We start from the raw sequence: 14,045 nt of genomic DNA, 5'->3' as shown, positions 1-14,045 counted from the left end.
GACTTCTCGAAGAGTGTCAAACTTTTTTTCCGGTCGTTGGCAGGTCGCACTCAGACTCCACCCGGGGCGGAGGTGCCCCTAGCCCCTAGCCCCTAGCCCCTAGCCCCTAGCCCCTAGCCCCTAGCCCCTAGCTGAGCGTCACCCGAGCGAATCGGCGCTTACCAACCTGAAGTAAATGGGTCTCACCACGCAACATCTGCTGCTTGGCATCGGTAAGCCGCTCACCGTCGATCCGCACCGCGCCTTGCGCAACAAGGCGAATTGCCTCTGAAGTGCTGCTCACAAGCTTAGCCTCCTTGAGCAGGCGCGGCAAGGCCACCCCTTCCTGTCCAACCTCTATCTCAAGCTCCGGCATGTCCGTGGGCAACTGCCCACGCTGGAACCGATTGAGGAAATCATCGCGTGCCGCCTCAGCTGACGCGGCACCATGAAAACGTGCCACCAGCATCAGCCCGAGGTCTATCTTGATATCGCGTGGATTCGAGCCAGCCTCAACGGAAGCTCGCATCGCCTGAAGCTCAGCGGGCGTCCGCAACGTCAGCAGCTCGAAGTAGCGCCACATGAGTTGATCCGAGATCGACATCAGCTTGCCGAACATCTCCGCCGGCGGATCATCGATGGCGATGAAATTGCCCAGCGACTTCGACATCTTCTGCACACCATCCAGCCCTTCAAGGATGGGCAGGGTCATCACCACCTGGGGCTCCTGGCCCGCTTGCTCTTGCAGTTGCCGACCAACGAGTAGATTAAACTTTTGATCGGTCCCGCCAAGCTCAACGTCGGCCTTGAGTGCAACCGAGTCGTAGCCTTGGATCAAGGGATACAGAAACTCGTGCACCGCGATCGGTTGATGCTCACGATAGCGTTTTGAGAAATCATCGCGCTCGAGCATGCGCGCAACCGTGTGCTGCGCCGCGAGCCGAATCAGCCCTTCCGCGCCAAGTTCGTTGATCCAGGTCGAGTTAAAGACAACGTCTGTTTGCGCAGGCTCCAGCACCTTGAAGACCTGCTCCTGATAGGTCTCGGCGTTGGCGGCAACCTCATCGTGCGATAGCGGCTTGCGGGTGACATTCTTGCCGGTCGGATCACCGATCATCCCGGTAAAATCGCCGATTAGAAAGAGCACACGGTGGCCCAGATCTTGAAATTGGCGCAGCTTGTTGAGTAGCACCAAGTGTCCGAGATGAAGATCAGGAGCCGTTGGATCAAACCCGGCCTTGACCCGCAGCGGTCGCCCTAGGGCGAGCTTCTTTTTCAGAGCCTGCTCAGTCAGCACCTCATCAGTGCCCTGCATGAGTTGATCTAAAGAGTCGGACATTCGACGAGACAACCGCTGTTGTGCCCGCGACCCGAAGGCGGGCCTGGGCGGAAAGAGAGACGAATGGAAAGTCTGCCACGGAACCTAAGGCAACGGCTAGGTGAGCGCCGGAATTGGTATCGGTAGCCTGTCTGGGATTTCGCCGAGATGCCCCACAAAAACCCATGGCACAAGGCATGATGGGGCAGCGGCTGAGCGTTATCCGGCGCTAGCTCTTCCACCCTGTCTTCGCGTTCTCTACACTTGTGTGCCAGAGAGTAGGAGCCGTCTACACATACGCAACTGAGGCCAAACAATGCGAGACTATAAAGGCAGCGGAGGCTTAACCTTCAGAAAACGCCGACGATTCCCCCGCGCACTGGTAGCGTTGATCCTGCTGCTCGTCGTGTTGATAATCGTCGGATACCTGTTCTACGCCCAGGCCCCGACGGCCAAGACGCCCGCAGAAACCATGACTCCCGCTGCCGTAAAGGCATCATCGGGACGCCATGTCATCCCGCTGCCTATCCCTGGCCAGAACCCAACGACCGCTGAGGACGGCAGCTGACCGAAGCAGCAAGGGATCGACAACAGTGGTCACACCGGGGCGACAGCCTAAATAGGCGCTCAAACGCCGAACGACGAACCACAGCCACAGGTCGTGGTCGCGTTCGGGTTGCGGATGACGAACTGGGCCCCCTGTAAGCCCTCGGTGTAGTCGATCTCTGCGCCGGTCAGGTACTGCAGACTCATCGGATCCACCAGCAGTTTCACGCCATCGGTCTCGATCTCGGTATCACCATCTTGAACCGACTCGTCGAAGGTGAACCCGTACTGGAATCCCGAGCAGCCACCACCTTGGATGTAGACCCGGAGCATCAGCCCAGGCGAGTCCTCTTGCTCGATCAAGGTAGCGACCTTCGCGGCGGCCTGCGAGGTGAAGACCAAGGGCGCATCAAGGGCAACGGCTTCTGTCATCGTTCAATACCTCAGTAAACTAGTCTGTCTTAGCTTGACAGAGAGTGGGGGTCTTAGGCCAGCTCATTCAACCACATCAGGCCCGACGAGTTCGATCGACTCCACAATCGGGCTGGGCAAACAGGTGTCGCCCGGCTTACTAGGCCACAAAAAGGCCTCGATCGAGCGCGCCATCGACGCTCCGTCAGGCTGGGTGTCGACAATCAATTGCTCCGGCTCGGCATCCTCCGGGAGCACAATCTCGCCTGCGATGGCCTGGAAATGCTCAAAGTCGATCACTGTCACAGCCGGCGATGATCCCGGCAACGCATCTAACGACAGTTCTTCTTGCTTGCCATTAAGGGATAGCACAACACTGAGCTTGACCTGCCCCCGCGTGCGCTCTTCTTGCGGAACAAGCTGGCTTAGCAGCATTTCATAACGCACCGCATCTGGGGCTGAGCCCTCGCGGAGCCTCAGTTCCTTGACCTCAACAATCCCCTCTTGGCCGTCTCGAACCAAGCGCTGGAGATAAGAGACGCGTTTGACTAGATCGAGGCGCTCCCGCTGTAATTCCGCGAGCGATTCTTGCGCTCGGCGCGTCGCCTCGCGGTCCATCTGATGCGACCGCTCTAAGCGCAGGCGCTCCTCACGTGCCCGCGCGACCTCCTCCGACAACATGCCTACTTCGGTTTGGAGCGCATCAACCCCAGCTAAGGCCTTGACCGCCTCATAACGGGCTAGCCAGTACCCTAACGAAAAGGTCGCCCCAATGACGAGCATCCAACCGAGGCTGACCAGCCAGCGCACGAGGGGGCGGACCACAGGCTTGGGGGCCCATCCGCGGACGCCGCCAACTCGCTGGCGCTGATCAGGGGCCACCGGAACCTTAAGGCGCCAATGCGGATAAGGCCAATCCCGTGGCTTCATCCCATCCGAACATGATGTTCATGTTTTGCACCGCCTGGCCGGCAGCACCTTTAACCAGATTGTCGATCACGGACTGGACCACCACGACCCCGGCCCCTAGCGGTTCCAGCACCGAGAGCCGACAGAGATTGGTCCCGCGCACAGACCGCGTCTCAACCGAGCAGCCCGACGGCAGCACATCGACAAAAGGCTCGGCACGATAACGATCCTCGAACAACGTCTGCAGGTCGACGTCCACACCGGAGCGCTGTAGCGTCGCGTACAAGCTCGCCTCGATCCCCCGCACCATGGGCACCAGATGCGGCACGAAGGTGAGCCCAACATCCACCCCAACAGCCTGCTTCAGGTTTTCGCAAATTTCAGGCTGATGGCGATGCCCGCCGAGGCTATAAGCCTTGAAACTTTCGCCGCATTCGGCCATGAGCAGCGCGGTCGAAGGTTTTCGGCCTGCGCCACTCACACCCGACTTCACATCCGCAATCAAACGCGATGCATCGACCAGACCCGCTTCCAGCAACGGCAGCAGCCCCAGCGTGACAGCTGTCGGGTAGCAGCCAGGATTGGCGACCAACCGCGCCCTTGCGATCGCCTCACGATTCACCTCAGGCAATCCATAGACGGCCTCTTCAACCAAGGTGGGCGCCGCATGCGTCATGCCGTACCAATGTTGCCAGACGCCTAGATCCTTTAAGCGAAAATCCGCCGCCAGGTCGATCACGCGGGTGCCAGCCTCAAGCAGCCCCCCGGCTTCGTGCATGGCCGTTCCATTCGGGGTCGCAAAAAAGACCAAATCGCAATCCGCAAGCCTCGCATCCTCTGGCGTCGTCAAGGCAAGGTCGATCTCACCACGCAGTCCCGGGTGAAACTCGGCAACGCCCGTTCCGGCATCCGAACGCGACGTTACCGCCTTGATGTCGACCTGCTCGTGCCTCACTAGCAATCGCAGCAATTCGGAGCCGGTATACCCGGTTCCACCGACAATACCGACTTTAATCATCCGCAGTCGCCCTGAATGCGATCATCAACATCGGCTCAGCCACAACTGCCACCGGCCGAGCCACAGGTACCGCAGCCACCGCCAGTGGCAGGAAGATTATTGAACACAAAGGTGGCGTTACCGTCGCCGGGATCGACGAAATCGATCTCGACGCCACGGATATGTTCAAGGGTGCCATCATCGACCACGACCTTGTAGCTGTCGAAATCCATGATGCCGTCGTTCGGATTCACCACATCGGTAAAGGTCATCCCGAAGCTAACGCCGCTACAGCCTCCAGAAGCCGCATAGACACGGACACCTTGGATCGCATCGTCGACATCCTCGAAGAGCTCGGCCAGCTTGGCTTGCGCCGAGGGGGTCATGGAAAGATCAGCCTCAGTGATGAGGGTTTGCATGTTAGTTAGCTCCGATTCAGCATCGCCGCAAAGGCCGCAATGTACAGCAGCCGAGCTCCCCTTTGCTAGACACAGAGGCCAGCTGCACGGCAAGGGTCAGATCTCAACCATCTCAAAATCCTCTTTCCCAGCACCGCATTCTGGACACTTCCAGGTCAGAGGAACCTCATCCCAGGGGGTTCCCGCAGCAATACCGTCGTCGGGCCAGCCTTCCGCCTCATCATAGATCAGCCCACAAATCACACACATATATCGCTTCATTGTCCTCAGTCTGCCCCTCACAGGTGCTCGTTTTCTGCTCAACCATGAAGGAATCAGGGTTGCGGAGTGGCTTTTCAACGCAGCGGTGTCAGATCACGGTTGCCATCGCTTCCAGGTCGCCAGAAAATGGCGGACCATTACCAGCCGCTAGCGACCACCAATCTCGACAGCTCAAGCGTGCTGCTCGCAGGCAGTCATCGCAATCCCGCCCGCCTGCCTTCCTTGCCACAGACCCTTTTCAGGAGCGAACCGATGTCCCGATCCCACGACTTCTTCACCGCGGCGCAGCGACACATCCCAGGCGGCGTCAACTCGCCGGTGCGGGCCTTCCGCGGCGTCGGCGGGGACCCGGTCTTCTTCGAGTCCGCCGCCGGCGCCTATGTCACCGATGTCGATGGCACGCGCTACATCGACTATGTCGGCTCTTGGGGGCCGATGATCCTCGGCCACACGCATCCCGAGATTCTCGCCGCCGTCATCGAGCGTGTCACCATGGGACTCTCCTTCGGCGCACCCACCGAGCTTGAAACACTGATGGCCGACAAGGTCTGCGAGCTGGTACCCAGCATGGATCTAGTCCGCATGGTGAGCTCCGGCACCGAGGCCACCATGAGCGCTCTACGCCTGGCCCGTGGCTACACGGGGCGCGACAAGGTGATCAAATTCGAAGGCTGCTACCACGGTCATGTCGACTCGCTGCTGGTCAAGGCTGGCTCCGGCATGCTCACGCTGGGCGAGCCAAGCTCACCCGGCGTGCCCGCGGCGCTTGCCGAACTCACCCTGACCCTGAATTACAACGACACCGAACAGGTGCGCCAGACCTTCTCCGAGATTGGCGATCAGATCGCCTGCATCATCGTCGAGCCAGTGGCCGGGAACATGAACTGCATCCCACCGGTTCCGGGCTTCCTTGAATGCCTCCGCGAGGTTTGCGATCAGCATGGTGCACTGCTGATCTTTGATGAAGTCATGACTGGATTCCGCGTTGCCCGCGGTGGCGCCCAAGAGCACTTTGGCGTTACCCCGGATCTGACCGCCCTCGGTAAGATCATCGGCGGCGGCATGCCGGTCGGCGCCTTCGGCGGCAAGCGCGCCATCATGGAGCACATCTCACCACTGGGGCCGGTCTACCAGGCCGGCACGCTATCCGGCAATCCCATTGCCATGGCGGCTGGCCTGAAGACGCTCGAGCTGATCTCCGAGCCTGGTTTCTACGACCGGCTTAGCGCCCAGACCGAGCGTCTGACGAGCGGCCTGGAGGAACAGGCGCGCAACGCAGGCATCGGTTTCAGCACCAACCACGCCGGCGCCATGTTCGGTCTCTTCTTCACCGAGGATGGTCCGGTCACCCACTACGCCCAAGCCACCGCTTGTCACCAAGACCAGTTCCGCCAGTTCTTCCACGCCATGCTCGATCAGGGCGTCTACCTGGCGCCCTCAGCCTTCGAGGCTGGTTTCGTCTCCGGCGCCCATCAAGATGCCGAGATCGACGCAACGCTGGAAGCCGCCGCCAAGGCCTTTGCCAGTCTCGCTCGCTAAGCCCCAGGCTGAACCGGCGCTCGCAATGAGCACCCTTTGCGCAACAGCCGCCTGGTGCTAGGCGTCTGATGCGCGATGGAAAGCCTCTTCGCACAGCCCCTCAACTGGATCGGCGCGCATCCTGGTTGGGCCTATTTGGCTGTCTTCCTAGTCGCCTTTGCAGAATCGGTCGCCGTCATTGGCATGGCGGTACCAGGGGTGATGATCCTATTCGCCGCCGGCGCCCTGATCGCCACTGGCGAGCTCGCCTTCTGGCCTACCGCCACATTAGCCATCGCCGGCGCCATCAGCGGCGATAGCCTGAGCTACTGGATCGGCGCCCGCTATCGGAACCAGATTCGCGCCCACTGGCCATTCAACCGGCACCCCAAACACCTCGACCTGAGCATTGCCTTCTTTGAGAAGTACGGTGCCATGAGTGTCGCCTTCGGTCGTTTTGTCGGCCCCGGCCGGGCCATCATCCCGATGGTCGCCGGCATGATGCGGATGCCGCGAACGCGCTTCGCCGCCGCTAATATCAGCTCCGCGATCGCCTGGGGGCCGGCCTATTTAGCGCCGGGCATTGTCTTTGGTGCCTCGCTGAAACTCGCCGCCGAGGCCGCCACGCGCCTCGCCCTGTTGCTCATCATTGTGAGCGCGCTGATCTGGGTTGCCGCCTTGACCGCACGGCGGCTGTTCCTGCTCTTGAGCCCCCAGGCCTCACACTGGGTGCAAACCCTGCTACGCTGGGGCAACCTCCATCCGCTGCTCGCACGTACCGCGCAGGCGCTCGCCGACCGCCAGCATCCAGATGCCGCCACCCTGACCACACTCGCCCTCGCCCTAGTGGCGGCGGCCGCCTTACTCGGTATCTCATTGAGCGCGGACCTCTTCGGTGCCTCGCAGCTGCGCATCAATCAGTTCGCGCTCGACCTTGGCCAAAGCCTGCATACGCCACTGGCTGACCAGCTCATGGCCGGACTGAGCCGCCTCGGCGAGCCCGTGATCACCATCCCGCTCGTCGTCGCTATCCTTGTCTATCTCAGACTCAGTGGCCAACAACGCGCCTTGGAATACTGGCTCGCGGCGCTTGCCTTCACCCTTCTGGTCGCCCCCACCCTGGGCTGGCTTGTGCGCATACCGCGGCCCGATCTCGGGCTCGGCCTGCGTTGGCCTTGGTCGTTCCCTAGCAGCCAGGTCTTGAGCGCCACTGTCCTTTATGGCTTTCTCGCCATCTCGCTCTCTCGCCCCCTCACACCCCGCTGGCGTTGGACACCTTATGCCCTTGCCGCCGCGCTCATCACCGCGGTCGCACTCGCACGGCTCTATGTCGGCGCCGCCTGGTTCACCGACATCATCGCCAGCATCGCCCTGGGCTTGCTCTGGATTGCCGCTTTAGGGCTCGCCTTTCGGCGCCATACCGAGCCACCAGAGCAGACCCTCGGTCTCGCCCTAGTGACCCTGATCGCCGCGAGTACCGCCTTCACGGCCGCCACGCTCACCCAACAACAGCAAGACGTCGAGCGCCACCAAGCAATCCGAGTGCCCATCAGTCTCACCGAGACCCAATGGCGCGCGCGCCGGAAACTGCCCACTCCAAGCCACCGCGAAGACCTCTGGCATCGCAATCGACGCCCCTTCGATATCCAATACGCCGGCGCGCTTGATCGCCTCGTTCAGGCGCTTGCTCCCCAAGGCTGGAAGCCCGCTGAGATGCTGAGCTGGCACAACGCGATCAAGCTGCTCTCGCCTTCGCTACCGCTTGCCGAATTACCCGTGATACCTCATGTGCACGACGGACATCACGATGACCTGACCCTGGTCAAGGATCTTTCAGACGGCCGCCGCCTAGTGTTCCGCCTCTGGGCCACCCGCGCTCAGATCGGCGACAGCACACCGATCTGGGCCGGGAATATCACCGAATTGACCAAAGAGACGATCGTCGACCTGTTAGTGCTCCCCATCACCATCCCGGTCGACGCCATCGGCAAAGAATATTGGCTCCCAGACTTGGAGCAGACGCCGAGGCTGCGCATGGACATGGGCATGCCGATCCTGCTGGCCCCCCGGGAGCTTGGTTTGCTCTCGAGGCCCTAAGCCGGCGCGTCGCCCCCAGGACGCTCAGGACTCCGCGCCCCAACGCGCCAAGAGGTGATGCGGGACCCCGAGATGATCCAGCACCCGCGCGGCCATGAAGTCGATCACCTCATCGACGCTCTGGGGATTGAAATAGAAGCCGGGATTCGCCGGCATGATCACCACCCCCGCTCGCGCCAGGCGCAGCATGTTCTCCAGATGGATGGTCGTGAACGGCGTCTCGCGCACGACCAAGATCAGCTTGCGCCCCTCCTTCATGGTCACATCGGCCGCTCGGTCAATCAGATCCTCGCTCAGTCCGGCAGCAATATTGGCGAGGGTACCCGTAGTGCAGGGCACGATCGCCATTGCATCCGGTGGATTCGTGCCGCTGGCAACAGGCGCCGTCCATTGTTGCCGGCCAAACACGCTGAGCTGCCCGGACTGCGCGTGGAAATACTCGGAAAAGAACAGCTCCGCCTCCTTGGGACGGCTCGGCACTTCAAGCCCCGACTCCATGCGAAGAACCACCTGTGCCGCCTGCGAGATCAGCAGATAAATGCGAACCTCAGCATCCACCAGCCCCTGTAGCACGCGCAATCCATAGCCGGTTCCAGAGGCGCCGGTCAGCGCGATGGCGATGGTCTTGGTCCAAGGATGCGGGGTGGGGTTGATCATAAAAACACTTTGACGTGCTAAGGCTTAGAAGACATCTATCAACGAGGTGCTGATTTGAGTACAACTGTCCCGCAATCAGCGGGGAAGTAGACAATGGACAGCTCCTTCGGTCATTGTCCTTCGACAATCCTCGCCTTAGGTCGCCGCGCTGAGCCCTTCGGCCTGTGCCAAGCGCTCGAGGATGCGCTGGTGGATGCCACCGAAGCCTCCATTACTCATGATCAGCAGATGGTCACCGGGCCGTGCCTGCGCCGTCGCGGCCATTAACACCTGGTCGAGCTCCGCGCAAAGCGTCAGCCGCTGGCCAAGGGCCGCCAGTGCCGTCGCCGCATCCCAGGCCAAATCCGGTGGGCTATACACCACCACCTGGTTTGCCGCATCCAACGCGCCTGCCAACGCATCGCCATGCGTCCCCATGCGCATGGTATTCGAGCGCGGCTCCAGCACGGCGATGATCCGCGCCGCCCCCACTTGGCGCCGTAGCCCTGCCAGGGTACTTGCAATCGCAGTCGGATGATGCGCAAAGTCGTCATAGACACGCACGCCGGACTCGATTCCACGCAGCTCCATCCGGCGCTTAACACCTTGAAAACGCGCTAAAGCCGCAATCGCCCGCCCGGGCTCGATCCCGATATGCTGCGCTGCAGCAACCGCCGAGAGTGCATTGCGCACATTGTGCAGACCAATCTGCGACCATTCGAGCAGCCCTTGCGCCTGCCCATGGAAGAACAGGCGAAACGCCGAGCCATCGGCAGCGCAGAGCTCGGCCTGCCAATCGCAGCGAGGCGCACCAGCTTCAGTGCCACCATCAGCGATCGTCACGCCTGTCGAGACGCAGGCTGTCCAGCAGCCCATCGCCAAGACCTCGGCAAGCGCTTCATCCTGCTGAGGGTGGATGATCCGTCCGGCACTCGGCACGGTGCGCACCAGATGGTGAAACTGTCGCTGAATCTGTGCGAGATCATCAAAGATATCGGCGTGATCGAACTCCAGGTTATTCAGCACCAAGGTCCGGGGGCGGTAATGGACGAACTTGGAGCGCTTGTCGAAAAACGCCGTATCGTATTCGTCCGCCTCGATCACAAAGTGCTGGCCTTCGCCGAGCCGCGCCGAGCGTCCGAAATCCAGCGGCACACCGCCAATCAGGAATCCAGGCTTGGCACCAGTGGCCTCGAGAATCCAGGCCAGCATGCTCGCCGTGGTGGTCTTGCCATGGGTTCCGGCCACGGCCATCACATGCCGTCCGCGCAGGCCCTGTTCGGCCAGCCACTGGGGTCCAGAGGTATAGGGCAGGTCTCGATCGAGCATCGCCTCAATCGCCGGCAGACCACGCTTCATCGCGTTGCCGACGACCACAAGATCCGGTACCGGACACAAATGCTCGGCCGCATAGCCCTGCATAAGATCGATACCGGCCGCCTCGAGCTGCGTGCTCATCGGTGGATAGACATTGGCGTCGGACCCGGTCACGCGATGGCCGAGCGCACGCGCAATGAGGGCAAGCCCACCCATGAACGTGCCACAGATACCGAGAATATGGAGATGCATCGCGGATCAGGTCCTCAGTCGATCGTCAACCTGCAGCCTCGACGAGGCCGCCGACGATCACGAAGGACAGCAGATCGAAGCCGATCGCAATGGCAGCGCCCTGTAATAGGGTTAAGTCAAAGGCATGGCGCAAGATATGCCCTGTCGCCAGAACGCTCCAGGCCACCAACATCAGGAACAGCAAGCCGGCCAACGCGAGCAGCCCGCTCTCGGCATCCAGCGGACGCGCAAGCCCAATCGGCAGCAAGGCGATCAGGGTAATGAGCGTATCCACCCCAAGCAGTGCGGTGGCGGTCTGCACGAAGCGCTCACGCCGCTCAAGCAGCCCTAGCGCCGCCCACAGGGTACCCAGCATCAGCCCCAGATCAAGCAGGCTCTGCAAGAGCCCGTTTCCAAGACCAACCCCCGCCGTCAGGCCCAACAACAGCCCGGCGCCGAGACCGGCAACGAGCAGCAGCAGCAGCAAAGCAGACGAAGCCGGCAGATCCTGCGGTGCTCGACGAAGCAGCGCGAGATCGATGAAAAAGTTGACGATGACAAGCACAACAAGGCGTCCGATCCAGCAAATCTGACTGACCATGATAGCGATGCGACCGCTCACTGGGAATCACCCGGTGGTGTTTCCAGGCCGCAATCTTCGAGTCGGGTCAGGTTGCACACCGACCACAGCAGCGGCAACCAGCCGCTGCTGGATCGGGATCTCTCAACGCCTTCGCGCTCGGTGCCACCCCGTAAAGCGATCACCGGTGAGCGCCAGCACCAGACCCGCCAGCAACATCAGCGCCGCCATGGTGAGTGGCACCTGGCTGCCAAAGCGAACGAATGGCGTCGACCCCACCCGCATCTCCAAGATCCCGGTGAGGGCCGCACGCTCGAACAAAGGCAACTGATCACGGATTCGGCCGCGTGGATCGATGATCGCCGAGATGCCGGTATTGGTCGCTCTGACGAGCCAACGCCCCGTCTCAAGAGCACGCAAGCGCGCGAACTCGAGATGCTGATGCGGTGCCAACGAATCGCCAAACCAGGCATCGTTACTGACATTGATCAGAAACGCGGCCTCGGGCAGCGCCTGCCTGACCTCATCTGGAAAGACATCCTCGTAGCAGATCGACACACCGACTGGCCAGCCCCCAACCTGCAGCAGGGGGCGCGCCATCTCACCGCGGCTGAAATCGGACATCGGCACCTCGAACCAATCGATGAGCGGCCTCAGTTGGGCCTTGAACGGCAAAAACTCACCGAAGGGCACCAAGTGGCGCTTGAAATACTGATCTTCACGACTGCCCAAGCTGACCAGTGCGTTGTAATAGCGGCCATCCGGCTCTGACACCGGCAGGCCGATAACCACCTCCGTACCCGCCTCGCGCGCGGTGACGCCCAGCGGCTGCAGGAGAGACGCCTCGACACGATGGAAAAACTCAGGAATCGCCGTCTCCGGCCAAACGATCAGATCGCTGTCCAGCGAGGCTTTAGTGAGGGTCAGATAGAGATCGAGTGTCGGCAGCAGACCGTCGGGAGCCCACTTCACAGCCTGCTCAACATTGCCTTGGATGATGCTCACTTGGATCGGGCGCTGCTCGGCATTCGGTGCTGGGCGGGTCCAGTCTATCGGCCAGAGCAGTCCAGCGCAGAGCCACAGCAGCCCCAAACCTGCCATCGCGCGCCAGCGTGCTTGCCGGCGCCACCTCAACCCTCCCCAGAGCAGCCCGGCCGAGGCCGCGACCGCGAGGCTCAGCCCATGCACACCGAGCACCGGCGCCAAGCCGCCCAATGGTCCATTCAATTGCCCATTGCCCGCAAAAAGCCAGGGGAAGCCGGTGAATAGCCAGCCGCGAACCCATTCCATGATGACCCAGATCGAGGGAAACAGAAGTAAGGGGCCAACCCAGCGCCATGCCGAATCCTTGGTGGCAACAGGATGCTCAAGCAGCCGGATCAGCCAAGCCGTGAGCCCATAGTAGAGGGCCATGACAGCCACGAAGAGCAGCATCAGCAGATTAGCGATTGGAGCCGCCATGTTGCCGAACTCGTTCAGGCTGATCCGAATCCAAGCAACACCAATGCCGAACAAGGCAACGCCATAGAGCCAGCCGATCGCAAAGGCGCCAGCTCCAGTGCGACCACGCAGCGCCTGATAAAAGCCCAGCAGCGAGAGCACCGCCAGCGGGTAGACCCCAAAGGGAGCGAAAGAGAACACCATAAGCGCACCAGACAGCAACGCCATCAGCGCAGACAGCCAGCCGTCGCGCAGAACCCTCATGAACGCTCAGCGCTGAGGCGCCAACGAGGATTCATGGTAAGGCCCCAAACGGGAAGAACCCGACGGGAAGACGCATCGCCCATGATTCGAGGGATTGCGCATGCTCCAGGGCCACCCTGCAAGATGCGTTGCTTAGGCTGCATCTGCTGCATGATCAGGCTCAGCGCAAAGGGGCCTGCTTAGTCATAACGCTCGTCCTTCCAGCGACGCAGCGCCGTAAACACCGGCGTGGGCCCGTCCAGCGGTGCGCCGGCAAAACGCTCCGCAGCCGCGATGACCACCGGCTCCGCGGTGCGCAGAAAGGGGTTCACCGACAATTCATCGGCCAGGGTTGTCGGCACTGTCGGCAGCCCCTGAGCACGCCGCTGCTCAGCCGCAGCTATCGCGGCCGCAATCGCCTGACTCTGCGGCTCCACCCAGCGCGCAAAGCCGAGATTGGCGAGCGTGTACTCGTGCGCGCAGTAGCAGCCTGTGCTGGGAGGCAAGGCCGCTATCAGGCGCAGCGAGGCCGCCAGATCCTCGACCCTGCCATCGAAGACCCGCCCACAGCCAGCGGCGAACAGGGTATCGCCGCAGAACAGGCAGTCATCTGTCCGGTAGGCGATGTGCGTTGCGGTATGTCCGGGGACCGCCATGACCTCAAGCTCGATGGCGTCTCCAGCTCCATCAGACCTCACCTGATCGAGTCCAGTCTCAAGTCCTGTCCGAGAAGGTTTAGGATCAAATCCAGCCAGACGCACGCGATCACCATCGGCGACCACCCGGGTCAGTCCCGGAATACGCGGGTCCCGCGGCCCGAACACCTCGACCCGAGGCCAGCGTTGACGCAGCTCCGCCAAACCGCCGATGTGATCGCCATGATGATGGGTGATCAGGATCGCATCCAGCCGCAGCCCATCGCGCCGCAGGCGCTCGATCACCGGCGCGGCTTGACCAGGATCGACAACCGCGCAAGAGGCGTCACCAGGCCGATGCAGCAGCCAGATATAGTTGTCCTCAAAGGCGGGGATGGGCTCAATGGTTAGGTTCATCGTGGAGCTTTTACAATTTGCTGAATCTGATCGTGAAAATTGTATTTAGCCATCCTTTTCAAAAGCTTAGCAAGTACTCGACTTTGGCCTT

At 61.4% G+C, this 14,045-nt stretch carries 13 protein-coding genes; 2 read left to right on the top strand and 11 right to left on the bottom strand.

The genetic code is table 11. From position 1 onward, the window contains the following. Positions 1–127 precede the first annotated feature (127 nt). The 6 genes from tyrS to VBE63_RS19765 form a co-directional block, all read right to left on the bottom strand. Positions 128–1,318, bottom strand: coding sequence for a tyrosine--tRNA ligase (gene tyrS, locus VBE63_RS19790; RefSeq protein WP_323684742.1), 1,191 nt, complete (start codon positions 1,316–1,318; stop codon positions 128–130). A gap of 606 nt (positions 1,319–1,924) precedes the next feature. Next, positions 1,925–2,275 carry an iron-sulfur cluster insertion protein ErpA gene (erpA, locus tag VBE63_RS19785; protein ID WP_200247339.1) on the bottom strand — a complete coding sequence of 117 codons (351 nt, stop codon included), beginning with the start codon at positions 2,273–2,275 and terminating at the stop codon, positions 1,925–1,927. A 63-nt stretch (positions 2,276–2,338) separates the two neighbouring features. Then, a complete protein-coding gene (locus VBE63_RS19780) occupies positions 2,339–3,079 on the bottom strand; it encodes a DUF6776 family protein (RefSeq protein ID WP_323684741.1) in 741 nt (246 codons plus the stop codon). Positions 3,080–3,143: 64 nt separating this feature from the next. Continuing rightward, on the bottom strand, positions 3,144–4,181 hold the full coding sequence (gene argC / locus VBE63_RS19775; protein ID WP_323684740.1) for an N-acetyl-gamma-glutamyl-phosphate reductase: 1,038 nt from the start codon (positions 4,179–4,181) through the stop codon (positions 3,144–3,146). Positions 4,182–4,216: 35 nt separating this feature from the next. Beyond that, positions 4,217–4,579, bottom strand: coding sequence for an iron-sulfur cluster assembly accessory protein (locus VBE63_RS19770; protein WP_323684739.1), 363 nt, complete (start codon positions 4,577–4,579; stop codon positions 4,217–4,219). Positions 4,580–4,675: 96 nt separating this feature from the next. After that, positions 4,676–4,840 (bottom strand): rubredoxin, encoded by a 165-nt coding sequence (locus VBE63_RS19765; RefSeq protein WP_323684738.1) that lies wholly within the window; start codon positions 4,838–4,840, stop codon positions 4,676–4,678. A gap of 252 nt (positions 4,841–5,092) precedes the next feature. Here VBE63_RS19765 and hemL point away from each other — a divergent pair, with 252 nt between their 5' ends. After that, positions 5,093–6,379: a glutamate-1-semialdehyde 2,1-aminomutase gene (hemL, locus tag VBE63_RS19760; RefSeq protein ID WP_323684737.1), complete on the top strand. Its 1,287-nt coding sequence runs from the start codon at positions 5,093–5,095 to the stop codon at positions 6,377–6,379. Positions 6,380–6,454: 75 nt separating this feature from the next. Beyond that, on the top strand, positions 6,455–8,455 hold the full coding sequence (locus tag VBE63_RS19755) for a bifunctional DedA family/phosphatase PAP2 family protein (protein ID WP_323684736.1): 2,001 nt from the start codon (positions 6,455–6,457) through the stop codon (positions 8,453–8,455). 24 nt (positions 8,456–8,479) lie between these two features. Here VBE63_RS19755 and VBE63_RS19750 read toward each other — a convergent pair whose 3' ends face one another. The 5 genes from VBE63_RS19750 to VBE63_RS19730 all read right to left on the bottom strand — a co-directional run bounded on the left by VBE63_RS19750 (position 8,480) and on the right by VBE63_RS19730 (position 13,954). Then, positions 8,480–9,112 (bottom strand): flavin prenyltransferase UbiX, encoded by a 633-nt coding sequence (locus VBE63_RS19750; RefSeq protein WP_323684735.1) that lies wholly within the window; start codon positions 9,110–9,112, stop codon positions 8,480–8,482. Positions 9,113–9,247: 135 nt separating this feature from the next. Then, the gene (gene mpl / locus VBE63_RS19745) at positions 9,248–10,660 is read right to left on the bottom strand and encodes a UDP-N-acetylmuramate:L-alanyl-gamma-D-glutamyl-meso-diaminopimelate ligase (protein ID WP_323684734.1); all 1,413 of its coding nucleotides are present in this window, start codon (positions 10,658–10,660) and stop codon (positions 9,248–9,250) included. Positions 10,661–10,685: 25 nt separating this feature from the next. After that, positions 10,686–11,240 carry a hypothetical protein gene (locus VBE63_RS19740; RefSeq protein ID WP_323684733.1) on the bottom strand — a complete coding sequence of 185 codons (555 nt, stop codon included), beginning with the start codon at positions 11,238–11,240 and terminating at the stop codon, positions 10,686–10,688. 123 nt (positions 11,241–11,363) lie between these two features. Next, positions 11,364–12,923 carry an apolipoprotein N-acyltransferase gene (lnt, locus tag VBE63_RS19735; protein ID WP_323684732.1) on the bottom strand — a complete coding sequence of 520 codons (1,560 nt, stop codon included), beginning with the start codon at positions 12,921–12,923 and terminating at the stop codon, positions 11,364–11,366. A 179-nt stretch (positions 12,924–13,102) separates the two neighbouring features. Further along, entirely contained in the window at positions 13,103–13,954 is an 852-nt protein-coding gene (locus VBE63_RS19730; RefSeq protein ID WP_323684731.1) for a hydroxyacylglutathione hydrolase, read from the bottom strand. Between the last annotated feature and the right edge of the window lie 91 nt (positions 13,955–14,045).

This window comes from Lamprobacter sp., assembly GCF_034860625.1.
GTDB lineage: Bacteria > Pseudomonadota > Gammaproteobacteria > Chromatiales > Chromatiaceae > Lamprobacter.
The sequence above is the reverse complement of the archived record's forward strand: the minus strand, read 5'-3'. Positions and strand labels throughout refer to the sequence as shown.